This is a genomic window from Tardiphaga sp. 42S5, assembly GCF_034044155.1.
GTDB lineage: Bacteria > Pseudomonadota > Alphaproteobacteria > Rhizobiales > Xanthobacteraceae > Tardiphaga > Tardiphaga robiniae.
Map to the genome: position 1 here is coordinate 1,368,716 of NZ_CP139027.1, position 25,935 is coordinate 1,394,650.

19 protein-coding genes are annotated in these 25,935 nt (G+C 61.2%); 9 read left to right on the forward strand and 10 right to left on the reverse strand.

What is annotated here, in order from left to right; translation table 11 throughout:
• Nucleotides 1-181: 181 nt before the first annotated feature.
• The 4 genes from SFY93_RS06385 to hutI form a co-directional block, all read right to left on the reverse strand.
• Entirely contained in the window at nt 182-1,063 is an 882-nt protein-coding gene (locus SFY93_RS06385) for a LysR family transcriptional regulator (protein ID WP_120288191.1), read from the reverse strand.
• 152 nt (nt 1,064-1,215) lie between these two features.
• Nucleotides 1,216-1,785: a HutD/Ves family protein gene (locus tag SFY93_RS06390; RefSeq protein ID WP_089266865.1), complete on the reverse strand. Its 570-nt coding sequence runs from the start codon at nt 1,783-1,785 to the stop codon at nt 1,216-1,218.
• A 9-nt stretch (nt 1,786-1,794) separates the two neighbouring features.
• Nucleotides 1,795-3,468: a urocanate hydratase gene (gene hutU / locus SFY93_RS06395; RefSeq protein ID WP_320446452.1), complete on the reverse strand. Its 1,674-nt coding sequence runs from the start codon at nt 3,466-3,468 to the stop codon at nt 1,795-1,797.
• Between the two features lie 10 nt (nt 3,469-3,478).
• Nucleotides 3,479-4,699 (reverse strand): imidazolonepropionase, encoded by a 1,221-nt coding sequence (gene hutI, locus SFY93_RS06400; RefSeq protein ID WP_320446453.1) that lies wholly within the window; start codon nt 4,697-4,699, stop codon nt 3,479-3,481.
• Between the two features lie 119 nt (nt 4,700-4,818).
• Here hutI and SFY93_RS06405 point away from each other — a divergent pair, with 119 nt between their 5' ends.
• From SFY93_RS06405 to SFY93_RS06435, 7 genes are all read left to right on the forward strand, one after another.
• Nucleotides 4,819-6,198 carry a formimidoylglutamate deiminase gene (locus SFY93_RS06405; protein WP_320446454.1) on the forward strand — a complete coding sequence of 460 codons (1,380 nt, stop codon included), beginning with the start codon at nt 4,819-4,821 and terminating at the stop codon, nt 6,196-6,198.
• Nucleotides 6,198-6,962 carry a histidine utilization transcriptional repressor HutC gene (gene hutC, locus SFY93_RS06410; RefSeq protein WP_320446455.1) on the forward strand — a complete coding sequence of 255 codons (765 nt, stop codon included), beginning with the start codon at nt 6,198-6,200 and terminating at the stop codon, nt 6,960-6,962. The genes SFY93_RS06405 and hutC overlap by 1 nt, the downstream gene beginning before the upstream one ends.
• A gap of 135 nt (nt 6,963-7,097) precedes the next feature.
• Nucleotides 7,098-8,012, forward strand: coding sequence for an ABC transporter substrate-binding protein (locus SFY93_RS06415; RefSeq protein ID WP_231081231.1), 915 nt, complete (start codon nt 7,098-7,100; stop codon nt 8,010-8,012).
• A gap of 130 nt (nt 8,013-8,142) precedes the next feature.
• Nucleotides 8,143-8,916, forward strand: coding sequence for an ABC transporter permease (locus SFY93_RS06420; RefSeq protein WP_093761596.1), 774 nt, complete (start codon nt 8,143-8,145; stop codon nt 8,914-8,916).
• A complete protein-coding gene (locus tag SFY93_RS06425; RefSeq protein WP_320446456.1) occupies nt 8,913-9,698 on the forward strand; it encodes an ABC transporter ATP-binding protein in 786 nt (261 codons plus the stop codon). The genes SFY93_RS06420 and SFY93_RS06425 overlap by 4 nt, the downstream gene beginning before the upstream one ends.
• Before the next feature lie 269 nt (nt 9,699-9,967).
• Nucleotides 9,968-12,601, forward strand: coding sequence for an EAL domain-containing protein (locus SFY93_RS06430; RefSeq protein WP_320446457.1), 2,634 nt, complete (start codon nt 9,968-9,970; stop codon nt 12,599-12,601).
• A gap of 190 nt (nt 12,602-12,791) precedes the next feature.
• Entirely contained in the window at nt 12,792-15,425 is a 2,634-nt protein-coding gene (locus tag SFY93_RS06435) for an EAL domain-containing protein (protein ID WP_320446458.1), read from the forward strand.
• Nucleotides 15,426-15,428: 3 nt separating this feature from the next.
• Here SFY93_RS06435 and SFY93_RS06440 read toward each other — a convergent pair whose 3' ends face one another.
• From SFY93_RS06440 to SFY93_RS06465, 6 genes are all read right to left on the reverse strand, one after another.
• Nucleotides 15,429-17,006 (reverse strand): ATP-binding protein, encoded by a 1,578-nt coding sequence (locus SFY93_RS06440; RefSeq protein ID WP_320446459.1) that lies wholly within the window; start codon nt 17,004-17,006, stop codon nt 15,429-15,431.
• Nucleotides 17,007-17,135: 129 nt separating this feature from the next.
• Nucleotides 17,136-17,546, reverse strand: a complete 411-nt coding sequence (locus tag SFY93_RS06445; RefSeq protein WP_320446460.1) for a response regulator — start codon at nt 17,544-17,546, stop codon at nt 17,136-17,138.
• Nucleotides 17,547-17,766: 220 nt separating this feature from the next.
• On the reverse strand, nt 17,767-18,225 hold the full coding sequence (locus SFY93_RS06450; RefSeq protein ID WP_320446461.1) for a PaaI family thioesterase: 459 nt from the start codon (nt 18,223-18,225) through the stop codon (nt 17,767-17,769).
• Between the two features lie 1,053 nt (nt 18,226-19,278).
• The gene (locus SFY93_RS06455) at nt 19,279-20,280 is read right to left on the reverse strand and encodes an NADP-dependent oxidoreductase (RefSeq protein WP_320446462.1); all 1,002 of its coding nucleotides are present in this window, start codon (nt 20,278-20,280) and stop codon (nt 19,279-19,281) included.
• A 335-nt stretch (nt 20,281-20,615) separates the two neighbouring features.
• The gene (locus SFY93_RS06460) at nt 20,616-21,935 is read right to left on the reverse strand and encodes a bifunctional folylpolyglutamate synthase/dihydrofolate synthase (RefSeq protein ID WP_320446463.1); all 1,320 of its coding nucleotides are present in this window, start codon (nt 21,933-21,935) and stop codon (nt 20,616-20,618) included.
• Complete coding sequence (locus SFY93_RS06465; RefSeq protein WP_320446464.1) at nt 21,928-22,935, reverse strand: ATP-grasp domain-containing protein; 1,008 nt, start codon at nt 22,933-22,935, stop codon at nt 21,928-21,930. The genes SFY93_RS06460 and SFY93_RS06465 overlap by 8 nt, the downstream gene beginning before the upstream one ends.
• 374 nt (nt 22,936-23,309) lie before the next feature.
• Between SFY93_RS06465 and SFY93_RS06470 the strand changes: the two genes are divergently transcribed.
• Together SFY93_RS06470 and SFY93_RS06475 are read left to right on the forward strand one after the other, a co-directional pair.
• Complete coding sequence (locus SFY93_RS06470; RefSeq protein WP_089266309.1) at nt 23,310-24,083, forward strand: ferredoxin--NADP reductase; 774 nt, start codon at nt 23,310-23,312, stop codon at nt 24,081-24,083.
• A 211-nt stretch (nt 24,084-24,294) separates the two neighbouring features.
• Nucleotides 24,295-25,935 carry an FMN-binding glutamate synthase family protein gene (locus tag SFY93_RS06475; protein WP_320446465.1) on the forward strand — a complete coding sequence of 547 codons (1,641 nt, stop codon included), beginning with the start codon at nt 24,295-24,297 and terminating at the stop codon, nt 25,933-25,935.

Here is a 25,935-nt window from a genome sequence, read left to right on the forward strand (position 1 = left end):
TGTCGCTCAGCGCCGATCCGGCCGCGGCGATTGCCGGGCTCGGGGCTGCACAGGTTTCCTTTCCGCGCGGCGAGCATATTCCGTGGCTAGGTTCAGCAGTCGTTCGCGAACCACGGGGTCGTCAATCTCCCGCGCCAGCTTTTCGCAGCGCTCGGCCTGCTCTCTGAAATATGCGGCTTCGCTAGGCAACTTTGTCGTTTTCCATGGGCAATGCGGGGCGTAGGAACATCGCCGAGAGCTGATCCTTGATTTCCAGGACACGCGGCGATGTCATACCCGGGCGAATGCAGAGCAGCGCTTTGATGGTCGGAAGCTCCGGCAAGTAATAGTCCCTGGCCCAGACCAGTCCCGGCGGAATGATCCGGCTGGGAACAGCCGTCAGTCCGATGCCGGCTTCGACTGCGGCTTTCTTCGCGCTGTAGTCCTGACTGCTGAAGGCAATCCGATAGGAAAGGCCATGCCGCGTGAGCGTATGAATCATCCAGTCGTCATTGGTCCAGGTGACGATTGGGATCGGTGCGCCGGGGCTGAGCACGAATGATTTCGAGCGAACCCATGCCAGCCGATCCTCGGCTTCATCGACAATGAGCGGAGCCAGATCGGCACTGATTTCTCCCCGCTGGAAAAAACACCCGACGTCGATATGGCCGTCGATCAACGCTGTCGCAATCTCGGTGGACATTCCGGCATGGATATGGATGTCATTGAGGTTGCTCAGGCTCTGCTCGGCGACGAAGCGCTGCGCGAGGACAACGCTCAGGCCCAAACGAAGCCGGTCGACATGATTATCGGCTCCGCCGAGCGCAAGCACCTGATCGTTGGCCTCGATGATCTTGCGCGCCTGCGCAAGCACCAGCTTGCCGAGATCGGTCGGACAACTTCCGTTTGGCGTCTTGCTGAACAGCGAACCGCCAACAAGTTGTTCGAGGCGCTTGATCTGCGAACTCACCGCGGGCTGACTCAACCCCAATTGCTCCGCAGCCTTGGTCAAGCTACCTGTTTCTGAAATGGCAACGACGGTACGAACAATTTCAATCGGAATATTGAGATGCCGCTTGTGCATTTGAATATCCAGCCTCGCAATTGCGCCATGAGTCGGACCAAGTGGTGTCGCGATTCTCTACCAATCATATAGGCGTAATCACTCTTGGTTATATATTTGATTTGGATGGCATTTCGGGAACTTATGGCGTCATCAAAATCAGTATGTGGCGGCTATCTACCGAATTCGATGATGACTACACGCGCCGTCGCATCGGACTCAATCGCGACAGGTGCTGATCCTTGTTCCACAAGCAGCCCATCATGCGCCGACAGGCTGTCGACGGTCGATGCCGACCGTACGGTCGCAGTGCCATGCTCAACGAACAGAAACGCTTGTGCAGAAACTATAAAATCCTGACGTTTCATGACGTTGATGCGTCTCACATGCTGTGAGACGATCCCGCGCCTGCTCATCACATTCAAATCTGTAATGGGGCCGTCGATCAGTAACGCTGACGTTTGCTGATCGCCCGGGAAGGAATGGATCGTACTGCGATCAATGCGCACAGATACGCTGCCGTGGACATTGAGGTCGATGCCGGCGCCATCGATGACCAGAAGTGTACGATCAATCCCGGGAAATGACGAGAACGGTCCGTCGCTCGTCACCTGCGCCATACTGACGCGCCAGTCGAAATCGTCCAGCTTTGCATTCGCCGGGAAGATCGCGATCTCCGTGGTCGATCCCAGCCCGTTCTTCCAGGGCATCACCTTGTAGTTCGCGGCGCGCAGGATCTGCATGCGCCGCACTCAGCCCTTGGCGTGCAGCGATGGCAGATTGAGGTGATGTTCCTCTGCGCAGTCGATGGCTTCCTCATAGCCCGCATCGGCGTGGCGCATCACGCCGGTCGCCGGATCGTTCCACAAAACGCGTTCGAGGCGCTTGGCCGCTTCCGGCGTGCCGTCGGCGACGATGACCATGCCGGAATGCTGCGAGAAGCCCATGCCGACGCCGCCGCCGTGATGCAGCGACACCCATGTTGCGCCAGATGCGCAGTTGAGCAGCGCATTGAGCAGCGGCCAGTCCGACACGGCATCGGAGCCGTCCTTCATCGCTTCGGTCTCGCGGTTCGGGCTTGCGACCGAACCGGAGTCGAGATGATCCCGGCCGATGACGATCGGTGCCCTCAGCTCGCCCGAGGCTACCATCTCGTTGAAGGCGAGGCCGAGGCGATGGCGATCGCCGAGGCCGACCCAGCAGATGCGCGCCGGCAGGCCCTGAAACTGGATGCGCTCGCGTGCCATGTCGAGCCAGTTCACCAGCGCCTTGTTGTGTCCGAGGATCTCCTTCACCTTGGCGTCGGTCTTGTAGATGTCCTCGGGATCTCCGGACAGCGCGGCCCAACGGAACGGGCCGATGCCGCGGCAGAACAGCGGACGGATGTAAGCGGGGACGAAGCCGGGGAAGTCGAACGCGTTGTCGACGCCTTCTTCCTTCGCCATCTGGCGGATGTTGTTGCCGTAGTCGACGGTGGGCACGCCCATCTTGTGGAAGTCGAGCATCGCGCGGACATGTTCGCTCATGGATTTGCGCGAGGCCTTCTCGACCGATCGGGGATCGCTGGCGCGCTTGGCTTCCCATTCGGACAGCGTCCAGCCTCTCGGCAGATAGCCGTTGACCGGATCATGCGCCGAGGTCTGGTCGGTGACGATGTCCGGCCTGACGCCGCGGCGCACCAGTTCAGGGAAGATGTCGGCGGCATTGCCGAGTACGCCGACGGAGATCGGCTTCTTCTCTTTGTTGGCCTTCTCGATGATCGCCAGTGCATCGTCGAGGTCCTTCGCCTGTACGTCGAGATAACGGCTCTTCAAGCGCATCTCGATGCGGCTCGGCTGGCACTCGACCGCGAGGCACGACGCGCCGGCCATGGTGGCAGCCAGCGTCTGCGCGCCGCCCATGCCGCCGAGACCGGCGGTGAGAATCCATTTGCCGGAGAGATCGCCATTATAGTGTTGCCGTCCGGCCTCGACGAAGGTCTCGTAGGTGCCCTGCACGATCCCTTGCGAGCCGATATAGATCCACGAGCCGGCCGTCATCTGGCCGTACATCATCAGCCCCTTGCGATCGAGCTCGTTGAAGTGCTCCCAGGTGGCCCAGCGCGGTACGAGATTGGAATTGGCGATCAGCACGCGCGGCGCATCTGCATGCGTCTTGAACACGCCGACCGGCTTGCCGGATTGCACCAGCAGCGTCTCATCAGTATTGAGCTCGCGCAGCGACTTGGCGATCTGGTCGAACGCCTCCCAATTGCGCGCGGCGCGGCCGATGCCGCCATAGACCACCAGTTCGTTCGGGTTCTCGGCCACTTCCGGATCAAGATTGTTCATCAGCATGCGCAGTGGCGCTTCGGTGAGCCAGTCCTTCGCGGAAAGCTCTGTGCCGCGCGGGCTGCGGACGATGCGGCTGTTCTTGCTGCGATCCATGATGGTGTCCTTAGTTGGATGTCGCGGAGGTCCGGCCATGCCAGATGCGGGCGTGAAGCGGATTGAAGCCGACGCGGTAGACCAGCTCGGCGGGGTGTTCGATGTCCCAAATGGCGAGATCGCAGACCTTGCCGGCTTCCAGCGTGCCAACGTCCTTGAGTTTGCCCAGCGCTCGTGCGCCTTCGCGTGTCACGCCGAGCAGGCATTCATCGACGGTCATGCGAAACAAGGTCGCGCCCATATTCATGGTGAGCAACAGCGAGGTCAGCGGCGAGGTGCCGGGATTGCTGTCAGTCGCGAGTGCCAGATGCGTGCCGTGTTTGCGAAACAGCGCGATCGGCGGCGCCTGGGTTTCGCGCAGGGTGTAGTAAGCACCCGGCAATACTACGGCGACGGTGCCGGCCTTGGTCAGCGCGATGACGCCGTCTTCGTCCGTATGTTCGAGATGATCGGCCGACAGCGCGTTATGCTCGGCGGCGAGTTTAGCACCGTGAAGGTTGGAGAGCTGGTCGGCATGCAGTTTCACGGGCAGGCCGAGTTTCTTGGCGGCGTCGAACACCCGCGCCGTCTGCTCCGGCGAAAATGCGATGCCTTCGCAGAACGCGTCGACAGCGTCGGCGAGTTTCAGTTCGGCAATCGCAGGCAGCATTTCGGCGATGACCGTGTCGATATAGGCGTCCTTGTCGCCACCCGCTTCCGGCGGCATCGCATGCGCGCCGAGAAACGATGTCACGACGGAGACGCCGCGCTCGCGGCCGAGTTGCCTCGCGGCCTTGAGGCAGCGGATCTCGGTCTCCTTGTCGAGCCCATAGCCCGACTTGATCTCGATGGTGGTGACGCCTTCGGCGAGCAGATGATCGAGCCGCTTCAATCCGCTGGCGACGAGCTGCGCTTCGCTGGCCGCACGCGTGGCCTTCATGCTCGAGGCGATGCCGCCGCCGGCGCGCGAAATGTCCTCATAGCTCGCGCCCTCGAGCCGCATCGCGAATTCACTGGCGCGGTTGCCGCCATAGATCAGATGGGTGTGGCAATCGACCAACCCCGGCGTGATCCAGCGGCCATCGCAATCGATACGGGTCTTGGCGTCGGTGCCGGCCGGCAGTTCTGACGCTGGACCGACAAAAGCGATCCGGCCGTCCTTTGCTGCGATGCAGCCATTCTCGACGATGCCGAGCTGGCCGGGTGCCATGGTCGCGAGGCGTGCATTGGTCCAGATGGTATCGAAACTCATGGCAAAGGTCACTTCCAGGAACTCGGCAGACTGCCGCAAATTCGGGACGTCCTATGTCTATACATAATCAGCGGCCTCGCTTATTGTCGAGCGTCTTTTGAATGCAACAGGCAATCGCTATGGGCACGCAACGTGCTGCAAAAAGGCTGTTCTTCGCGCACGCGCTGCTGCCGTCAGGCTGGGCGCGTGACGTCATTGTCGCGATCGAGAATGGCGTCATCACGGCCGTTGCCGCGAATTCGAGCAGCGCTGATGCTGAAATCATCAGCGGCGTTGCGTTGTCGGGATTGCCCAATCTGCACAGCCACGCGTTCCAGCGCGGCATGGCCGGCCTCACCGAAATTCGCGGCGCCACGCAGGACAGTTTCTGGACATGGCGGCAGTTGATGTATCGCTTCATCGATACGCTGACGCCGGGCGATGTCGAGGCCATCGCGGCTTTCGCTTATGCCGAGATGCTGGAAGGCGGCTTTACCTCAGTCGCCGAATTCCACTATCTGCACCACGATGAAAACGGCACGCCCTATGCGGATCTTGCCGAAATGGCGGGGCGTATCGCGGCGGCGGCCGGCGAGACCGGCATCGGTCTGACGCTGCTGCCGTCTTTCTATAATTTCAGCGGCTTCGGCGACGCGACGGCTATTCACGGCCAGCGCCGGTTCGTCAATGATCCCGCACGCTTTCTGGCGCTGCTGGAGAAATCCCGCGCTGCGATCGCGGATCTCGATGATGCCGCGATCGGTATCGCGCCGCATTCATTGCGTGCGATCACGCCGGAGACGTTGAGCGAAGTTCTCAAGGCGGTGCCCGATGGTCCGATCCATATCCACGTGGCCGAGCAGACCAAAGAGGTCGAGGACTGTATCGCGTGGTCCGGCCAGCGGCCGGTGGCATGGCTGCTGGATCACATGCCGGTCGACAGGCGCTGGGTGCTGATCCACGCGACCCATATGACCGATGAAGAAGCCGCCGGTGTCGCGAAAGCAGGTGCCGTGATCGGCCTGTGCCCGCTCACCGAAGCGAGCCTCGGCGACGGCATTTTCGAAGGCCCGCGCTTCGTCGATGCGGGCGGGGTGTTCGGCGTCGGCAGCGATTCCAATATCGAGATATCGGCGCCGGGCGAGCTGAAACAGCTCGAATACAGCCAGCGGCTGGCCTATCGCGTCCGTAACGCCGTGGCGCGCCATGAAGGCGAGTCCTCCGGCCGTGCGCTGTATGAACATGCGCTGGTCGGTGGCACGCAGGCCTCGGGCCGCAATATCGGTGCACTTGCGGTCGGCAAGCGTGCGGACATCGTCGTGCTGGACACCGCGCATCCCGATCTCTGCGCCGTCACCGGTGACCGCTGGCTCGATGCCATGACCTTTGTTGCCGGCAAGTCAGCGATCTCCGACGTCTTCGTCGGCGGCAAGCAGGTCGTCAACGGCGGTCGCCACATCAGGCGCGCATTCATCACCGAGCGCTATCGGCGCGTCGTGCAGCGGCTGGCGAAACTCTGATGGCGACAGCGCGCGTGTCAAAGTCGGCAAATGGAAAAGCGCACGCCGCGCCGCAGGCGCTGTATCAGCGCATCCGTGCCGATCTTGAAGAGAAGATCCTCTCCGGCCGCTGGCCGCCCGGCTATCGTATCCCGTTCGAACATGAACTGGTCGAGAGCTATAACTGCTCGCGGATGACCGTGAACAAGGTGCTGTCAGGTCTCGCAGCCGCTGGTGTCATCGAGCGCAAGCGCCGCGTCGGCAGTTTTGTCGCGAAACCGCTGGTGCAGTCCGCGGTCCTGCATATTCCCGATATCCAGGCCGAAATCGCCAAGCGCGGCGAGGCCTATGCTTATGAGTTGCTCACGCGAAAACGGCGCAAGGCGACCAAGGACGATCTCGAACGTCTCGGCATCGACAAGAGCTGCGACGTATTGGTGTTGAGCTGTCGGCACATTGCCAAAGGCAGGCCTTTCGCGCTGGAGGAGCGCCTGATCAATCTCGACGTGGTGCCGCCCGCGTCTGAAATCGATTTCACGCGCGTGCCGCCCGGTACCTGGCTGCTTGGTCACGTGCCGTGGAATGAGGCTGAACACCGGATTACGGCAAGTCTCGCCGACGATGTCGCCTTGAAGGCATTGACGCTGAAGAAGCCGGCCGCCTGCCTCGTGGTCGAGCGCCGCACCTGGCGCAAGAACAAGATCATCACATCGGTGCGCGTCACCTATCCGAACGATCTGTATCAGCTCACCGCGCGCTTCACGCCGACGGGGTTGCGATCATGAGGACGATATGAATCATCTGCCGCAGGCCGTCTGCGGAAATTGACTCTGGCAATCCGCCATGTTGCCATGCAGTATCATTCTAAATCTGGCTGAGGAGAGTGCGTTATGAAGTTGATTGGAGTTTCCGTCGCCGCCATGCTCGCGGCTCTCGTTGCGACCCCCGCTGCGGCGCAGACCAAGGTCACCATCGCCATTTCCGGCTGGACGGGTTTTGCGCCGCTGACGCTGGCGAAGGAAGCAGGCATCTTCGCCAAGAACGGTCTCGACGTCACCATCAAGAAAGTCCCGCAGGCCAGCCGCCATCTCGCCATCGCATCGGGCGATGTGCAATGCGCCGCCACCACGGTCGAGACCTGGGTGGTGTGGAATGCCAACGGCGTCGCCACCACGCAGCTCTTCCAGCTCGACAAGTCCTATGGCGCTGACGGCATGGCCGTGCGCGCCGGCACCGCATCGATCAAGGATCTGAAGGGCAAGACCGTTGCCGCATCGGCTCCGGGCACTGCGCCCTATTTCACGCTCGCCTGGTTCCTGAAGAAGAACGGCCTCAGCGTGAAGGACGTCTCCGTCGTCAACATGGAGCCCGGCCCGGCAGCGCAGGCGTTCATCGCCGGTCAGAACGATGCGGCCATGACCTATGAGCCTTATCTCTCTGCCGTGCGCGAGAAGCCGGAAGCCGGCAAGATCATTGCCACCACGCTCGACTACCCGATGATCATGGACACCTTCGGCTGCACGCCGAAATTCATCGCCGATAACGAAGGTGCCGTGAAGGCGCTGGCCAAGAGCTATTTCGAGGCCGTTGCCATGATCAAGGCCGATCAGGCCAAGTCCTATGAGATCATGGGCGCCGACGTGAAGCAGACCGGCGAGAAGTTCGGCGCCTCCGCGCAGTATCTGCGCTGGCAGGATCAGGAAGCGAACAAGAAGTTCTTCGCCGGCGAGCACCTGGCGTTCTCGAAGGAAGCTGCCGAGCTGCTGCTCGAAATCGGCGTCATCAAGGAAATCCCGGATCTGTCGAAGCTCGCCGATCCGCGCTTCATTCAGTAAATCTCCGCCATCGCTTCCGTCATTGCGAGGAGCGAAGCGACGCGGCAATCCAGCTCTTACCTAAGGAAGACTGGATTGCTTCGTCGCAAGAGCTCCTCGCAATGACGATCATGAGCATCGAATACGCAGCATGAAACCACTCGCCCCCATCTCATCCACCGCGCGCGTGGTGCTCGGCATATCGTTCTTTGTGCTGTTCGTTGCCGCGTGGTCCTATGCGACCTTTGGCGGCTTCGTCTCCAAGACCTTTCTCGCCAATCCGTGGACCATGCTGCAGGACGGCTGGTTTCTGCTGGTGAAGCAGGGCTTCCTGCACGATATCGGCATGACCATCTGGCGCGTGATCGGCGGCTTCGTTCTGGCGGCGCTGTTTGCGGTGCCGATCGGCATTCTGATGGGCGCCTACAAGCCGATCGAAGCCTTTCTCGAACCCTTCGTCTCCTTTGCGCGCTATCTGCCAGCCTCTGCCTTCATTCCGCTGCTGATCCTGTGGGCTGGCATCGGCGAATTGCAGAAGCTGCTGGTGATTTTTATCGGCTCGGTGTTCCAGCTCATCCTGATGGTCGCCGTCAGTGTCGGCAGCGTGCGCCGCGATCTCGTCGAGGCATCGCTGACGCTGGGCGCGCGAGACGCCGGGGTGCTCAAGCGCGTTCTCATCCCGTCCGCCGCGCCTGAGATCGCGGAAATCCTGCGCCTCGTGCTCGGCTGGGCCTGGACCTATGTCATTGTCGCCGAACTGATTGGCTCTTCCTCGGGCATCGGCCACATGATCATCGACAGCCAGGCGCTGCTGGCCACCGGCCAGATCATCTTCGGCATCATCGTCATCGGCATCATCGGTTTGATTTCGGACTATGCGTTCAAGGCTGCGAACCGGCGCTTGTTTCCGTGGAGCATCATTTGAGCAAGCTCGTCATCGACAACGTCTCGCGGATTTTTCCTGCCGTGCGCGGTGGCACGCCGACGCGTGCGCTGGAGCCGACCAATCTCTCCGTTGCGGATAATGACTTCGTCACGATCCTCGGACCAAGCGGCTGCGGCAAGTCCACGCTGCTGCGCATGGTCGCCGGGCTGGATACGCCGACCACCGGCCGCATCATGCTCGACGGCAAGGCCATTACTGGTCCCGGCGCCGATCGCGGCATGGTGTTCCAGTCCTACACGCTGTTTCCCTGGCTCACGGTGTCGGAGAATATTTCCTTCGGTCTGCGCGAGCGCGGTGTGTCCCAGCGTGAACGCAACGACATCGCCAAACAGTGGCTGGAGAAAGTCGGCCTCACCAGTTTCGCCAATCATTTCCCGAAGCAACTCTCAGGCGGCATGCAGCAGCGCACGGCCATTGCACGCGCGCTCGCCAACGATCCGAAAATCCTGCTGCTCGACGAGCCGTTCGGCGCGCTCGACAACCAGACCCGCGCCCTGATGCAGGAATTGCTGCTCGGCATCTGGGAGCGCGAGCGCAAGACAGTTATCTTCGTCACCCACGATATCGAAGAGGCGATATTTCTTGCTTCGCGAACCGTGGTGATGTCTGCACGTCCCGGTCGTATCAAGGCTGACATTCCGGTCGATTTGCCGCACCCGCGGCACTACACAATCAAGACCACACCAGCCTTTTCCGACCTGAAAGCAAGGTTGACGGAGGAAATCCGCGTCGAAGCCGTGCTCGCGGCCGAAGCCCACTAAGTCCTTTCGCGCATTCTTTCGGCGTCAGGATACCGCTTGAACGACGCACGATCTATCGAAGGTTGCGTGGTGCATTGTGCGTCCTTCTCTGGCTGCGTGGTTTTATCCGAACCTTAAGTACGTTCGCGGCCCTCTGAAACTCAGGCGCCGCGCAAAACAATTTGGCGACGTCTCGCACATACGATTGCACCACCTCGGCTGAAAGCCGGTGATCGGGTCATTTCAACGACGGTCCGATGGTTTGAGCAAAGTAATTGCGAGTTGCGTTTATGACGTTGGTGCATGTCGACCAGAGTGATGCCGCGAGGACGCTGCTCGCCGGGCTGGAGCAGGCCATCGATGCTGTCGTGATGATCGACAGCACGAATAGCGTGACCCATTTCAACGCCGCCGCCGAACGGTTGTGGGGCTATGAGCGCGATGAAGTGCTCGGGCGAAATATCAGCCTTCTGGTGCCGATGGCTATCAGGTCGCAGCATGACGGATATATCGCCGCGAACCGCGCGACCGGCGCCAATCGCATCGTCGGTCACAGCCGCGAGGTGAAAATCGAACGCAAGGACGGCAGCACGATCTGGGGAGCGCTGTCGATGTCGCGCGTCGAGGTGAATGGCGCGATCACCTATATGGGATTCGTCCGCGATGTGACGGAGGAGGTGAAGCGCAGGGAAGAGATTATCCGGCTGTCTCTCGTGGCCGACAAGACGAAACGCGCTATCTACATTGCGGGTCGCGATGCACGGATCTGCTATATCAACGACGCCTTCACGGGCATGTTCGGCTACTCGCTGGAGGAAGCGACGGGACTCATCCCCGAGGAGTTCCTCGTCGGCGCATATACCAGCCAGGCGACGCTCGCATATCTGGACCAGCAGATCAGAACGGAAGGTTCTGCTGAAGACGAAATTCTCCTTTACGACAAGGTGGGCAACGAGGTCTGGGTCTCGGTCGCCTTGAATGCGATTCATGACGCGGATAGAAAACTTCAGCACCTTGTCGCATTGATGACCGATATCACCGAGGGCAAGCAGCTTCAGTCGCTGCAGCATCACATTCTCGAAGCGCTGGCCGATGAGCAGCCGCTGCTCGACGTGATGGACAATCTTTGCCGGAAGGTGGAGCAGATCGCGCCCGATGTCGTCTGTTCGGTGCTACATGTCGATTCTGCGGGATTGCTGCATCCTTTGGGAGGACCAAGCCTTCCGGCAGGTTATGCGCAGGCGCTGGACGGCGTTGCCATCGGACCGGATGTAGGCTCCTGCGGGACCGCGGCCTTTCACGGCGAGCCTGTTCTGGTCACCGATATCGAAAACGATCCTCTATGGCTGCCATACAACAGTGCACCGCTGGCTGCCGGTCTGAAGGCCTGTTGGTCGATGCCGATCAAGACCAAGGATGGGCGCGTCATCGGCACGTTCGCATTCTATTTCAGGGAATGTCGCAGACCCAGCCGCTTGCATCACGGTATCGTCGATGCCTGTGTTCATCTCGCCGCGGTCGCCATCGAGCGTGAGGAAGCGCGCAACGAAATCTCGCGGCTTGCCTATTTCGATGCGCTCACCGGTCTGCCGAACCGGACCCATATGCGCCAATTGATGGAGCGTGCCGTCGCGGAATGCCCCGCAGATGCACAGATGGCGCTGATATTTCTTGACCTGGATCACTTCAAGGACGTCAACGATACGCTGGGGCATGCTGTCGGCGATGACTTGCTGGTCGCCGTCACACAGCGGCTTCATCAGCACATCCGGCCTGGCGATATCCTCAGTCGTCAGGGCGGCGATGAATTCATCATCCTGATGCCGAACTGTATCGCGGCCGAGGCCTCGCGCATCGCGGGCCGTCTCACTGAGGCACTGTCGGTTCCGCTGCAGCTCGGCGGCCATCAGGTGCCGATTTCTGCCAGCGCCGGCATTAGCATGTTTCCGGACAATGCCCGCGATCTCGATAGTCTGCTGAAATATGCCGATGCGGCGATGTACAAGGCGAAGCAGGCCGGCCGCTCCACGCATCGGTTTTTCAGCAACGACATGGATCGCGTGAATGAGGAGCGCCTTCGTCTCAGCGCCGCTTTGCGCCACGCGCTTGCACAAGGCGGCCTGCGGTTGCACTACCAGCCGCAGATCCGCGCGAGCAGCGGGGATCTCTACGGCGTCGAGGCGCTGGCGCGCTGGCATGATCCTGTATTGGGCGATGTGTCACCGGCGAAGTTCATCCGGCTCGCGGAGGAATGCGGCCTCATCGAACAGATAGGTGTCTGGTCGCTGCGCGAGGCGTGCAGGCAGATTGCGGCGTGGCAAAAGGCAGGGCTCGATGTGCCTTGCGTCTCCGTCAACCTGTCGCCGATCAATTTTCTGAATCCGGGATTGCCGGCATTGATCTCCGATATCATCGCGGAAAACGGGCTGGCGCCTAACAGGCTGATGCTCGAAGTCACCGAGGGCGCGGTGATGAGCGAACACACGACCGCGATCGAGATCATGATGCAGATCCGCGCGGCGGGCATCGGATTGTCGATGGACGATTTCGGCACCGGTTATTCGAGCTTGAGTCGCCTGGCGCATTTGCCGGTGCGCGAGCTGAAGATCGATCGCAGCTTCATGCGCGGTATCGAGACCGAGGTCTGTGCTCTGGCGATCGCCACCGCCATCGTGTGCGTCGGACAGAGCCTCAACATGACGGTCGTGGCCGAAGGCGTCGAGACCGAAGAGCAGCGCAGGATTCTGGCCGGGCTGGGCTGTGACGTCATTCAGGGGTTCCTGTATTCGCCTGCACTGTCCGCATTCGATCTCGAAGCCTGGCTGGTGGCCCGCCATGCCGAATGCTGGGCGGCGCTGGTCGACGAGCGCCGGGCCGAAGCTGCGCAAGAGGAAATGTGGCCGGGTGCGCTTGCGGCCATGTAATCTCGAGAAGTTGACGACCGTCGTTAACGCGTTGTTAACGACATCCGGTATTCCGGCCCCTCGAGATGAGATCGAACGAACTTCTTAGCTACTGGAGTTCGAATACACTCGTACCAGCGAATGACATCGCCGCTGTAACGAAGACAGTTGTCGTCGTGCTCACGCGGCTCCCGTGATCGAAGGTCGTTTCATGCCTACAAGTCCCGTCGGCCAGCCCAGTGAAGCTGCGAAGGCACTGTTCTCGGCGTTCGAACAGGCGGTCGATGCTGTCGTGATCACGGGTATCGACAACCAGATTCGGCACTTCAATGCCGCGGCCGAGCGGATGTGGGGATATTGCCGCGACGAAGTCGTTGGCCGCCAGGTCAGCGTCCTTGTGCCGCTCGACGTGCGCGAACATCTCGATGGAGTGATCGCGGCAAAGTCTGCCATGGACCCCCGGACGGCGGTCAAGGGCCGCCGCGAGTTCAGGATCAGCCGCAAGGACGGGAGCGAGGCCTGGGGCGCCTTCTCGATCTCACGCGTCGATTATGCCGGCAAGACGCTCTACATCAACTTCATCCGCGACGTGACGGACGATGTCCGTGACCGCGACCAAAATGCGCTGATGGCACTGGTTGCCGAAAAGACCGATCGTGTCGTGATGGTCTCCAAACGCGACATGACCATCGTCTATGTCAACGACGCTTTCACGGAGCTGTTCGGATACACGCTTGCGGAAGCGACGGGCAAACACCCGCGGGATTTGCTGACCGGAGAGTATACCGACAACGAAACGCTGGAGCGGTTTCACGCGCAGATCGATGCCGAAGGACACGGGCAAGAGGATATCCTCGTCTATGACAAGGACGGTCACGAGATCTGGATCTCAAGCACGGTCAACGCAGGCCGCAACAAAGCCGGTGAGGTCGAGCATCTCGTCGCGGTGCTCGACGACATCACCGAGAGCAAGCAGATCCATTCGCTGCAGCATCATGTGCTGGAAAATCTCGCCAATGACATGCCGGTCGTGGATGTGATCGGCGATCTCTGCCACCGCGTCGAAGCCATCGCGCCCGATATCGTCTCGTCGGTGCTGCATGTGGATGCGGAAGGTCGGCTCCATCCGCTCGGCGGTCCCAGCCTTCCGCCAGCTTTTGCACCGATCATTGACGGTATCGCCATCGGTCCCGATGTCGGGTCCTGTGGCGCGGCAGCCTTTCTGGGCCACGCGGTGCTGGCCACCGATATCGCCAATGATCCGCGATGGCAGCCCTACAAGAGTCTGCCGCTGGGAGCCGGCTTGCGCGCCTGCTGGTCGACGCCGATCAAGGCGCGGGACGGTCGCGTGATCGGCGCCTTTGCGTTCTACTTTAGCGAGATACGGGGCCCGACGCGCTGGCACCAGACCATCGTCGATGCCTGTGTGCATCTGTGCGCCCTGGCCATTGAACGGCATGAGGCCCGCAGCGAAATCGCGCGTCTGGCTTATTTCGATGCGCTGACCGGCCTGCCGAACCGCGCGCAACTGCGCCAGATCCTGACGGGGCTGATCGACAAGAGCAAGCCACGGGGCCGCATTGCCGTGATGTTCCTCGATATCGATCACTTCAAGGACGTCAACGACACGCTCGGTCATTCTATTGGCGACGAGTTGCTGGTCGCGGTCACGCAACGACTCTGCAGGCAGATCCGGCCGGCTGATACGCTGAGCCGGCAGGGCGGCGACGAATTCGTCATTGTGCTGCCGAATTGCGATGTTGAAGGCGCCGCCTTGATCGCCAGCCGCCTGCTCGAGACACTGCTGCCGCCCATGCAGCTTGGCGCCAAGCTGGTGCCGGTATCGGCCAGTATCGGCGTCAGCATCTATCCCGACAATGCCGGTGATATCGACGGTCTGCTCAAACATGCGGATGCGGCGATGTATCAAGCCAAGCAGGCCGGCCGCTCGACCTATCGTTTCTTCAGTGCGGAGATGAACCGCGTCAGCGAGGAGCGGCTCGCCTTCAGTACGGCGCTGCGCAATGCCATCGTGCAGGGCGCGTTGCGGCTTCACTATCAGCCGCAGATCCGCGCTGACGGTCGCCTTTACGGTGTCGAGGCGCTAGCCCGCTGGTCCGATCCGGTGCTCGGCGAAGTGCCGCCTTCGAAATTCATCCCGCTTGCGGAAGAATACGGTCTGATCGAGCTGATCGGCACCTGGTCGCTGCGCGAAGCATGCCGGCAGGTCGCGGCCTGGCGCAAAAATGGCGTCGACGTGCCCAGCGTCTCGGTCAATCTGTCGCCGATCAATTTCCAGAATGGCGATCTCGCCACGCTGGTCGGCGAGGTGATCGCCGAAAACGGCCTGTCGCCGGACATGCTGATGCTGGAGGTCACCGAAGGCGTGGTGATGAGCGAGCATTCGACCGCCGTCGAGACCATGGAGAAAATTCGCAAATCCGGCGTGCAGCTGTCGATGGATGATTTCGGCACGGGCTATTCCAGCCTCAGCCGTCTCGCGCATCTGCCGATCCGTGAGTTGAAGATCGATCGCAGCTTCATGCGTGGTCTTGAAAGCGAGGCGAGTGCGCTGGCGATTACGCGCGCCATCATACGCGTCGGCCAGAGCCTCGACATGATCGTGGTCGCCGAGGGCGTCGAGACCGAGGGGCAGCGCCGGATTCTCACCGAACTCGGCTGCGATGTCATTCAGGGCTTCGTCTATTCGCCTGCGCTGCCGGTGCCGGATTTCGAGCTCTGGCTCGCTGGTCACGAAACGTCGCGTGCCGCCGCGACCCTGAGCGATATGCGGCGTCAGGCAGAGCGGACGCGCGGTGCCGTGCCCGTCAGGCGAATCCCTTAACCTCTACCGCTTGTCAAGCATCTCGCGCACCTTGCCGCCGAGCGCTGCTTGCGTGATCGGCTTTTGTAGCAGCGACACGCCGGGATCGAGCCGGCCCTGATGCACGATGGCGTTGCGCGAATAGCCGGTCATGAATAGCACTTTCAGCTTCGGCTGCCGCTTTTGCATCTCGTCGGCCAGCAGTCGCCCGTTCATGCCGGGCATCACGATATCGGTCAGCAGCAGGTCGAACGGTTCGGGGTCAGCGGCAAAATCGGCCAGCGCTGCGTCGGCATTGCCGGCTTCGCGGACCTGATAGTTGAGACCTTCCAGCGTCTCGACCAGGTAGGACCGCACATCCGGATCGTCCTCCACGATCATCACAGTCTCGTTGCCCTTGCTGCCGACGATGCGCCTCTCGATCTCGCTTGCCTGCTCCGTATGCTGTCTGCTGCGCGGCAGATAGACCTTGATGGTCGTGCCTTCGCCGACCTCGCTATAGATCTTCACATGGCCGCCGGATTGCTTGACGAAGCCGTAGACCTGGCTCAGGCCGAGGCCGGTGCCCTGTCCAGGCTCCTTGGTAGTGAAGAACGGGTCGAACGCGCGCTCCTGCACGTCCTTGGGCATGCCCGGTCCGGTGTCCGTCACCGAGATCAGGACATACTGCCCGATGACGACATCGGAATGCTGCAGGGCGTAGATCTCGTCGATGAAAGCGTTGCTGGTTTCGATCGTCAGCTTGCCGATCTTCAGATGGTCTTGGCCGGCCATGGCGTCGCGTGCATTGACCACGAGATTGAGGATGGCGGCTTCCATCTGGCTCGGATCGACCTCGACCTGCCACAGCCCGGCGCCGCCGACGATTTCGAGATCGATATTCTCGCTCAATGTGCGCTGGAAGAAATCCGACATGCCGTGGAGCAATCCGTTGACATTGATGGTCTTCGGGTCGAGCGGCTGCTTGCGTGCGAAGGCGAGCAGGCGCTGCGTCAGCACCACGGCGCGCTGCGCGCCGCCGGCCGCGCTGGCAATGACGCGCCTGAGGCGATCGCGCGACGATTCCGTCCAGGTCGAGATGCTGTGCTCGGCGATTTCGAGATTGCCGATGATGATGGTCAGCAGATTGTTGAAGTCATGGGCGACACCGCCGGTGAGGTGGCCGATCGCTTCCATCTTCTGCGTATGGCGCAGCATGTCTTCGGCCTCGCGCCGGTGCCGGCCTTCCTCGATCAGCGCCAGTTCGGTTTCGCGCAATTGCGCAGGCGAGGGGATCGCCAGCAGCCGTGGCAGCAGTGGCCAGAGAATCGCTGCGGTGACGACCGAGGCGATGGCGGTGATCGCCTTGAGGATTCCTTCGGCGCCATAGGCCGGAACCCACAGCGTGTAGATCGACATCACATGGGTCAGGCCGCAGGCCATGATGAAAAGTGCGAAGGCCCAGAAGATCCAGCCGAACTCCACATCGCGGCGCTTCCAGACGAAGATCGTGAGTACGACGGGGATCGAGAAATAGGCCGCGGCGATCAGCGCATCCGAGCCGACATGAAGCCAGATCAGACCGGGATCCCACAGCAGGCAAATGCCGTGCGGGGCAAACATGGAACTATCGAGAAAGTTCTTGAGTGATGCCCACATCGCCTGCCCCCGCCGATAGCTGGTATCTAGCAACCGAGGGTGACCGGGCGGTGTGGAGGCGTCAAGCGTGAGCGCAATTGCGAACGGAGCTTATCAGACGCCGAATGCGCTGCGGGGATTAGCGAATTCGGTGAGGGCGCCGATGATCTGGTGCTGCCGATAGGGTTTGGCAATGAAGCGACCGCCATCCGGCAGGTCGCGCTCGCCTATCCTGAAGTGGCCTGATGTCGCGATGATGCGAATGGGCGGCCAGCGATTGGCGACCGCATGGGCGAGTTTGAGCCCGTTCATTGAGCCGGGCATGTCGATATCGGTAAAGATGATGCGGATATCGTTGCGTGCTTCGAGCACGCGGATCGCAGCGTCAGCATCCTGCGCCTCGATCACCCGAAAGCCGGCTTCCTCGATCATTTCGACCGCAAACATGCGCAGCAGTACATCGTCCTCGACGACCAGGACGGTGGCGGGGAGGGCGGCGTCGTTTACGGCAGCGTCTTGGGCCATGGGATTTGAACCTTGATCGCCGGTTCCATGGGCCACAGGGCCGGGATGGTTCGGGTCGAAAGCATCGGTCAGTCTAAACGTGATCAATCGAATACGAATATAGGTCGCGTAAAAACTGTTTTGGTTCGCATGTCTTTGCTAAGCGAGCTGATCGCGCTTTCGTTCCGCCGCGTGCGAAAAAAAATCCGTGAAGATGACGAAAATCCGCGGCGCCGTCAGGTCAGTCGTTCTTGCGCCCGGCATCGGTGCGGTCGCGGACCGTCTTGAACACACCATGCGCCGTGGCGACCACGTGATCGTTCACACTGACCTCGGTGCTCATGAAGATCAGGCTCTTGGTGGCACGCACGACCTTGGGCCGGGAGATCATCAGGTCGCCGATCCGCGCGGCATCGACGAAATAAGTATCCATCTGGACCGTGGCGAGCGCCTCGACCCCCGCAGCCTCGCGCGCCGCCATGCCGCAGCTCCGGTCGGCCAGGGTCATCACCGCCCCGCCCTGAACCACGCCGCGGCGGTTGCGGTGTTTGTCCTGGCCGAGAATGGCGAATTCATTGATGCCATCGACGATCCGGTGCCACATCGGGCCGACGAAATGGATGAACCCGTCATCGTCCATGATGCTCCAGCCGGTGGCTTCGAGTTCAGCATAGGCCGCGTCAGTCGCCGCATCAGTCATGGATTTTCCTTCTTGCGAGATATCGGTGGAGGGAGTGAGGGCTAGGTCATACAAAAGCGCGGGACGGGTGGATAGGACGCCGCGGCGAGGGCGCGCGTCGCAATCTGCATGGCTCCCCACTGTCATTCCGGGGGGGGGGCGGCCGGCACTTGCCGGACGCGAACCCGGAATCCCAGAGTGTTTTGCGCTGTCGGAGACTCCCATGTGGGGATTCCGGGTTCGCGCGCGCAAAGATGCGCGCACGCCCCGGAATGACAGTTTGGCGCGGCAAGACAGCGCCCAAACATTTTTTCCTATTCTCCGTTGACAACATCCCTTCCTTGATTATATTCCCCTCCGTCCTGCCCCACCGAGAGGGGCGATCGCGATCGTCACGTTCGCGGGGTGGGATGCGGTGGACGCCGGAGATGCGGCGTCATGCGGCGTCACGCGGTTCACGGGTGACGTCTGTCTTCGGGCAGGACGGATCTGCGCCAGCACTGCCACTGGCAAGGAGACGGCCGGCCTTGGGATCGACAGACTCCTGGACAGTGTGACGGACGACCAAGTCAAAACGCGCTCGGCTTACTCGCTTGAGGCTCCCTTCCCATCGCCTTGGGACTTTAATTCGGTGATCGGATCGTTCGCTGAGGCAAAGTGCAAGCAACCGAAAAAACACCGTAGGCGGAACGCTGGGCAATCGCTCGGCGCCTCCGAAAGTCCTGATGCACTCTAAATTGCGGAAGACCGCATCGCATCAGGCCCAAGGGTGCAAAGGGCACCTGGCGTTCCGCACGCCCTCTCACAAGGGGGCGGGAATGCAAGAGACGACGGCGCCCCCGCGCCGCAAACAATGGGGGTGATGACGCATGTCTGAAGAGCAGTGGCTGTTTGAAATTTGAATCTGAAATAACGTGACGCGCGAACGCCCAAACCTGACGCCGTCATGCCCGGCGCATGCCGGGTATCCACGACTTGGCCACAAGGAAGACGTGGATGGCCGGAACAAGTCCGGCCATGACGACTGAGAGCGTTACGCGAGATCGTAAGAACGAGGAACAGAAAGGATACGAACTACACCTTCACCATCCGCTTGCCCCGGTTCTCACCGGCCAGCAAACCGATCAGTGCCTGCGGCGTGTTCTCCAGCCCGTCGATGACGTCTTCCTGGACCTTGAGCTTGCCCGCGGCGACCCAGGACTGCAGATCGGTCAAAGCCTTTTCGCGCTGGTTCATATAGTCCATCACGATGAAGCCCTGCATGATCAGGCGTTTCACCACGATCAGGCCGGGCACGCCGCGCGGGCCGGTCGCCGAGGGCGCGCCGTCATATTGCGAGATGGCGCCGCAGCAGGCGATGCGGCCGTTGAGATTCATTTGTGCGAGACAAGCCTCGAGAATGTCGCCGCCGACATTGTCGAAATACACATCGATGCCACCCGGCGCAGCCGCCTTCAGCGCCTTGAACACCGCGCCGTCCTTGTAGTCCACCGCGGCATCGAAGCCGAGTTCTTTGGTCAGCCAGTCGCATTTGTCCTTGCCGCCGGCGATGCCGATCACCCGGCAGCCCTTGATCTTGGCGATCTGGCCGACGATGGAGCCGACCGAGCCGGCCGCCGCCGAGACGACGACGGTCTCGCCTGCCTTGGGCTTGCCGACATCCAGCAGGCCGAAATAGGCGGTGAGTCCGGCGATGCCATAGACGCTGAGCAGATGCGTCATCGGCTCCATTGATGGCATCTTGTTGAGATGCTTGGCCGGCACCGCCGCGTAATTCTGCCAGCCGGTGTCACCGAACACGATGTCACCGGGCTTCAGCGCAGGCGACTTCGAGGACACGACTTCGGCAATGGCGCCGCCCGCCATCACCGTATTGGCCTCGACAGCCGCGCGATAGGTCGCGCCATGCATCCATGCGCGATTGGCGGCATCGAGCGAGATGTAACGCACGCGCAGCAGCGCTTCGCCATCCTTCGGCTCGGGAATCTGTCCCTTTGATAGTTTGAAATGCTCAGGCCCCAATTTTCCTGTGGGCTTTTCGACGAGCAGCACCTGATGATTGACGGTGTCGGTCATGGCCGTTGTCTCCCTGTTTCTTCCTTTGTCGAAACTTGTTGCAGTCGCCGCGTACAAAACAATCAGGCTGCACAGTTTTTGTAGTTGGCGATGACGCTATGCGGCAGCGCGGAAATCCACAACGGCTATTTGCTGCCCGATGATACCAAATTCGACGAGCGCTGTTGCGCGTTGTGATCAATATGGCAGACCGTCGCGGTTGGGAATGCGTAACGGGGGTCGGTATGTCGAACAGGTTTACGCAATACATTCCGATCGCGATGGCGCCGGGCATCGTGGTGGGTTCGTTGGTCTTCAACTACTTGCCCGATAGCGGGGAATGACGAGCGTGAAATTCAGAAAAATACCAGATCTTGCGCGCGGCCGCCGCGCAGCACCGTGGCGTATTCGATCGCCGCGAACAGTCCACCCGCCACATAGATCTTGCGCGGCACGGCGCGCGCCAGTTGCTGGCTGAGGCGCACCGCGTCTTCCATGGCATTGGCCACATGAATGCGCGCCGCCGGATGAGCCTTGCGCGCCGCAGCGCCGACCACGCGCGCGTCTGCACCCTTGTGATAGGCGCGGGTGCATACGATCGTATCGAAGACGGGCGCGAGATGCTTGGCGATATCATCGACATTCTTGTCGCCGGAGACGCCGAGCACCAGCAACCAGTTGTCATCGCCATGGATGGCGCGAAGGCTCTTCAGGGCCTGTGCGACGCCATCGGGCGTATGGCCGACATCGATGACGGTCAGGGGATCGCGCTGAACGATCTCGAGCCGTCCTGGCCATCTGGTATCGCGCAGCCCGGTCCGGACCGCGAGATCGATGGCGCTGGTGGTCGCATCCGGATGCATGCGCTGCATCCAGAGAATGAACAGCGCAGCCGCAATGGCAGCATTGTTGAGCTGGAACTCGCCGGCCAGCATGAGTTCGAGCGCGCGCAGATCGAATGCGCCCAGCCGGCAGTTGAAGGCCTGGGCCTTGGCCGATGTAAAGACGTTGCTGATCGTGATCTCGTCGCCGATATGCAGGCCGGTGACGTTGCGGTTGCGATTGTACTCGGCGAGATTGCCGCGCATGGGCAGGCAGTTCTCACCGTAGACGACGGTGCCGCCCGAAATGCAGGCATCGCTCTTGTCGCAGGCGATCAGCTCCAGCGAGTTGCCGAGCAGGTTGACGTGTTCGAGATCGACCGAGGTGACGCAGGTGATGTCGGCGCCGACCAGCCGAACCGGATCGTAACGTCCGCCGATGCCTGCTTCGAACACGGCGAATTCGCATTCGGTCTCCTGGAAATACAGGCAGGCCAGCGCGAACTGCGCCTCGAAGGCGCCGAAGGTCTCATGCAGCGTGTGCTGCTTGAGATCGGCGATGGCAGTGGCCACGCGCAGGACGAGGGCTTCGAGCAACTCGTCATCGACGGGGACGCCGTCGACCTGGAAGCGCTCGTTGAAGCGATAGAGATGTGGTGACGTGAACAGGCCCGTCCGCAGGCCGAAAGCGCGTCCGATGCTGGCGCAGAATGCCGCGGTCGAGCCCTTGCCGTTGGAGCCGGTGACGACGACGGAATGTTTGCGCAGCCTGACACGGTCGATCGACAGCGCGTTGAGCAGCATCGCCAGCCGGGCGAGGCATAGGCCGTCGCCATATTTGGGCAGGTTAAACATCGAGCAGGCCAATCGCCGTAAATGTATGCCGCCAGATGCGCAGGATCAGATCCTCGCGGCCGCTGTCTTCGAGAAAGCGGATCGACGGATTGGCATTGACCTCGATCACGCGCAAGGCCGCAGCATCGCCGTCGATATCCGTAAACAGGTCGACCGCGCCAGCGCGCAGGCCCAGCGCCTTGGCGGCCTGCAGCGCCATCGCAAAGGCGACAGTCTCGTTGCCCGGCGCCGCAAAGCTCATGCTGCCGCCTGCGCTGCGATTCATCCGGCCGGGAATCGCGCGCCGCTCGCCGTATGGCAGCACGCGATCGAGGGAGGTGTCATCGAGACCTGTGGCGGCCGACGAAATCCCGTGGCGGTCCAGCGCGGACGTCTCCGCGGCGATCAATTGCCTGAGCGTCGCCTTGCCGTCGCCCGTCACAAAGGGCGACGTCTTCTGCGCGCAATACACGACCTCGTCGTCGAGGATGAACACGCGATATTCCTGGCCGGTATAGATGCGCTGCATCAGGATCGCGTCATAATACTGCGCAACCTGCCTGAGATAGGCCATGAGCGCATTGCCGCCCGCGACGATTTCCGCAAAGTCGCCGCGCGATCCCATCAGCGGCTTGATGAAGGCCCGGTCGCCGAGTTCGGCGAAATGCCAGACGGCGTCGGCATGTTCGTGGCCGGGCGGGCGATGGGCGCGATAACGCTCATGCAGGAAGAAGTATTTCCCGCCCAAAGTCGGGACGCCGGCGCGCTCCATCAGCACATTGGCGAAATACTTGTCATTCGCCAGCGTCGCAGCCGTGGCGTTGTTCTGCGGAAAGAACGAGCCGCGTCCGGCGCCGAAGGATGCGCTCCTGCCATTGCGGCCGACGGTGAAGATCAGGCCCGTTCCGCCATCGACCTCGGCGAATTCCAGCCCGAACTGGCGGCAAGCGTATTCGGCATAGATCGACTGGTCGGGATAGGATGGGGGCTTTCCGGCCCGGATGTCGCGAAGGGATGTCATCAAGGACCAGGCCGACGATTGAACGAAAAGCCGCCTGCGACGACTTTAACGAGGTGGCCGGAAACTACCGGATCGGGATCACGCGATCCAGCCGGATACCATTAACGGTGTCCGGCAAGAAACTGAACGAAACCTCCCATATCGGGTAATTTAATGTCGCGGTCAGATGGGCTGCTGCTGCATGGGTAACCTGCTTTGGAAATTAATCGACCGCCTCCCTCAGTCCGCAATTGCACTTCATGGCTACTTTGACTAATTGTCATTCGCAGCTGCGAGAACCAAAATTAGCCAATAGCCGCAATGGTTTCTCGGCATCGTGACGCGGCAAACAATGGACTTGTTCTAAAAAAGCCCGCACTGGAAAATCAAATCTCATGAGCGCCTTTCACAGAGAGAAAGTTCTTTCTGTCCAGCATTGGACCGATACACTTTTCAGCTTCAAAGCCACCCGCGACACCTCGTTCCGCTTCCAGAACGGCCAGTTCGCCATGATCGGCCTGGAAGTCGATGGCAAGCCGCTGTTGCGCGCCTATTCGATGGCCAGCGCGAACCACGAAGAAGAGCTGGAATTCTTCAGCATCAAGGTGCCGGATGGTCCGCTGACCTCGCGCCTGCAGAAGATCAAGGAAGGCGACACTATCCTGGTCGGCCGGAAGGCCGTCGGCACGCTGATCACCGACAATCTTTTGCCCGGCAAGCGCCTGCTGATGCTCTCCACCGGCACCGGCCTCGCGCCGTTCGCCAGCCTGATCAAGGACCCGGACGTCTATGAGCGCTACGAGCATGTGGTGCTCGTGCATGGCTGCCGTCAGGTTTCCGAACTCGCTTATGGCGAGCGCCTGGTCGCCAAGCTGGCCGAGGACGAGCTGTTCGGCGAACTGATGAAGGACAAGTTCACCTATTACCCGACGGTCACTCGCGAGCCGTTCCGCAACCGCGGCCGGATCACGGACCTGATCGCGTCGTCGCAGCTGTTCAACGACATCGGCCAGGGCCCGCTTTCGATCGAGACCGACCGCATCATGCTGTGCGGCAGCCCGAGCATGCTCGAGGATCTCAAGATCATGTTCGAAGAGCGCGATTTCATCGAAGGCAGCGGCTCGAAGCCGGGCCACTTCGTGATCGAGAAGGCGTTCGTCGAGCGCTAAGGCAGCCGACACTATCAAGATTCACTGCACTGCAAAACCCGCGCTCCGGCGCGGGTTTTGTCGTCTGGGGCCCTCGCTTTTTGCAACGATTCATTGAGCGTGGCGCGATAGATTGGGCACTCTGGCGCGATGCTCTGCGGCAACGCGCCTGTGATGTTTGCGTCATCGGGTCTGTGTAACGCTAGCGCCATTCATGTCAGGCAGGATTTTTATGGAAACGTTGATGCTTCCCCTCTCGCCGCGCTTCATCGTTTTGACGATCTGCGGTGTCGCCACCTTGCTGCTGGTCGGCATTGGCATTCACGACCCCAAGGTCATCCCTCTCGTTGTCATCCCGGTCATCGTCTTTGGCGGCCTGACCATGCTCGGCATTCACGACGTGCTGCAGAAGGACCATGCGGTTCTGCGCAACTATCCGATCTCGGCGCATATCCGCTTCCTGCTCGAAGAAATCCGTCCGGAGATGCGGCAGTATTTCTTCGAGAGCGAAAAGGATGGCATGCCGTTCAGCCGCGACACGCGCGCGGTGGTCTATCAGCGCGCCAAGATGGTGCTCGACAAGCGTCCCTTCGGCACCCAGAAGAACGTCTACGAAGAGGGCTATGAGTGGATGCACCATTCGGTCGCGCCGCGGCCGCATGCAACTGAGCAATTCCGCATCACCATCGGCGGCCCGGATTGCCTCAAGCCCTATTCGGCCTCGGTACTGAACATCTCGGCTATGAGCTTTGGTGCACTCAGCCCCAATGCGATCCGCGCGCTGAATGCCGGCGCCAAGCGTGGTGAATTCGCGCATGACACTGGAGAAGGCGGCGTCAGTCCGTATCATCAGGAGAACGGCGGCGACCTGATCTGGGAGGTCGGCTCCGGCTATTTTGGTTGCCGCACGCGTGATGGCAACTTCGATCCCGACGCCTTCGCGAAGCTTGCCGTCAACGATCAGATCAAAATGGTCGAGCTCAAGATCAGCCAGGGCGCAAAGCCGGGCCACGGCGGCGTGTTGCCTGCGGCGAAAGTGTCGGAAGAGATCTCGCGCATCCGCGGCGTCGCCATGGGTGAGGACTGCATCTCGCCGGCCTATCACAAGGCGTTTTCAACACCGATCGAGATGATGGAGTTCATCGACAAGATGCGCCGTCTGTCCGGCGGCAAGCCCGCCGGCTTCAAGCTGTGCATCGGCCATCCCTGGGAATTCCTCGCGATCTGCAAGGCGATGCTGCAGACCGGCATCTATCCGGATTTCATTGTGGTCGATGGCAATGAAGGCGGCACGGGCGCGGCGCCGCTGGAATTCATGGACCATCTGGGCATGCCGATGCGCGAGGGTGTCAACTTCGTGCACAATGCACTGATCGGCATCGGCGCGCGTGACCGCATCAAGATTGGCGCCTCCGGCAAGATCGCGACCGCCTTCGATATCGCCCGCGCCATGGCGCTCGGTGCCGACTGGTGCAATTCGGCGCGGGGCTTCATGTTCGCATTGGGCTGCATCCAGTCACTGAGCTGCCACACCGATCGTTGCCCAACCGGCGTCACGACGCAGGACCCCACGCGCAATCGCGCGCTGGCCGTGCCACAGAAGACCGATCGCGTTTACAACTATCACGAGGCGACGTTGCATGCGCTGGCTGAGCTGATCGCAGCAGCCGGGCTCGCTCATCCGCAGGATATTCGCCCGATCCATTTCTCGCACCGCGCCTCGAGCACCGACGTCCTGTCCTTCACGCGGATGTATCCGGCACTGCGCCACAACGAGCTGGTCGATGGCACTGGCGACAAGCGCTTTCGCGATGCATGGGAAATGGCGCAAGCGGGCTCGTTCCTGCCGGCAGCCCTGGAGCGTTCGGCCTAG

Bases quoted from the DNA above. Each gene is read 5' to 3' on its own strand.
- SFY93_RS06385 (WP_120288191.1), bottom strand. From the start codon at position 1,063: ATGCACAAGCGGCATCTCAATATTCCGATTGAAATTGTTCGTACCGTC.
- SFY93_RS06390 (WP_089266865.1), bottom strand. From the start codon at position 1,785: ATGCAGATCCTGCGCGCCGCGAACTACAAGGTGATGCCCTGGAAGAAC.
- hutU (WP_320446452.1), bottom strand. From the start codon at position 3,468: ATGGATCGCAGCAAGAACAGCCGCATCGTCCGCAGCCCGCGCGGCACA.
- hutI (WP_320446453.1), bottom strand. From the start codon at position 4,699: ATGAGTTTCGATACCATCTGGACCAATGCACGCCTCGCGACCATGGCA.
- SFY93_RS06405 (WP_320446454.1), top strand. From the start codon at position 4,819: ATGGGCACGCAACGTGCTGCAAAAAGGCTGTTCTTCGCGCACGCGCTG.
- hutC (WP_320446455.1), top strand. From the start codon at position 6,198: ATGGCGACAGCGCGCGTGTCAAAGTCGGCAAATGGAAAAGCGCACGCC.
- SFY93_RS06415 (WP_231081231.1), top strand. From the start codon at position 7,098: ATGCTCGCGGCTCTCGTTGCGACCCCCGCTGCGGCGCAGACCAAGGTC.
- SFY93_RS06420 (WP_093761596.1), top strand. From the start codon at position 8,143: ATGAAACCACTCGCCCCCATCTCATCCACCGCGCGCGTGGTGCTCGGC.
- SFY93_RS06430 (WP_320446457.1), top strand. From the start codon at position 9,968: ATGACGTTGGTGCATGTCGACCAGAGTGATGCCGCGAGGACGCTGCTC.
- SFY93_RS06435 (WP_320446458.1), top strand. From the start codon at position 12,792: ATGCCTACAAGTCCCGTCGGCCAGCCCAGTGAAGCTGCGAAGGCACTG.
- SFY93_RS06440 (WP_320446459.1), bottom strand. From the start codon at position 17,006: ATGTTTGCCCCGCACGGCATTTGCCTGCTGTGGGATCCCGGTCTGATC.
- SFY93_RS06445 (WP_320446460.1), bottom strand. From the start codon at position 17,546: ATGGCCCAAGACGCTGCCGTAAACGACGCCGCCCTCCCCGCCACCGTC.
- SFY93_RS06450 (WP_320446461.1), bottom strand. From the start codon at position 18,225: ATGACTGATGCGGCGACTGACGCGGCCTATGCTGAACTCGAAGCCACC.
- SFY93_RS06455 (WP_320446462.1), bottom strand. From the start codon at position 20,280: ATGACCGACACCGTCAATCATCAGGTGCTGCTCGTCGAAAAGCCCACA.
- SFY93_RS06460 (WP_320446463.1), bottom strand. From the start codon at position 21,935: ATGTTTAACCTGCCCAAATATGGCGACGGCCTATGCCTCGCCCGGCTG.
- SFY93_RS06465 (WP_320446464.1), bottom strand. From the start codon at position 22,935: ATGACATCCCTTCGCGACATCCGGGCCGGAAAGCCCCCATCCTATCCC.
- SFY93_RS06470 (WP_089266309.1), top strand. From the start codon at position 23,310: ATGAGCGCCTTTCACAGAGAGAAAGTTCTTTCTGTCCAGCATTGGACC.
- SFY93_RS06475 (WP_320446465.1), top strand. From the start codon at position 24,295: ATGGAAACGTTGATGCTTCCCCTCTCGCCGCGCTTCATCGTTTTGACG.